Origin of the sequence: Novipirellula herctigrandis (assembly GCA_007859835.1) — a bacterium.
GTDB classification, from domain to species: domain Bacteria; phylum Planctomycetota; class Planctomycetia; order Pirellulales; family Pirellulaceae; genus Novipirellula_A; species Novipirellula_A herctigrandis.
In genome coordinates, this window is record SJPJ01000002.1 from 584,169 (window position 1) to 584,412 (window position 244).

A 244-nucleotide genomic window follows, 5' to 3' on the forward strand; every position below is an offset into this window, starting at 1 on the left:
GATCAGCGATGTCAATGAAGCACCCACGATCACCCTGTCGTCCGTGGTCAGCAACCTCAGCGAAGATGCTGACACCAGTTCCGCTATCGTCGTCGCAACGATCGCTGTCAGTGATGATGCACTGGGCTCACAGACGCTGTCGCTTTCCGGTACCGATGCGGCGCTGTTTGAAATCGTCGGCAATGACTTGCGACTGAGGGCCGGTTCGACGCTCAACTTCGAGACGAATCCGTCGCTCGACGTG

General features: G+C 57.8%; 1 pseudogene. It reads left to right on the top strand.

Annotation, left to right across the window (positions count from 1 at the left end):
* Positions 1-244: pseudogene (locus CA13_RS36215) on the top strand (cadherin repeat domain-containing protein); the annotation flags it as partial.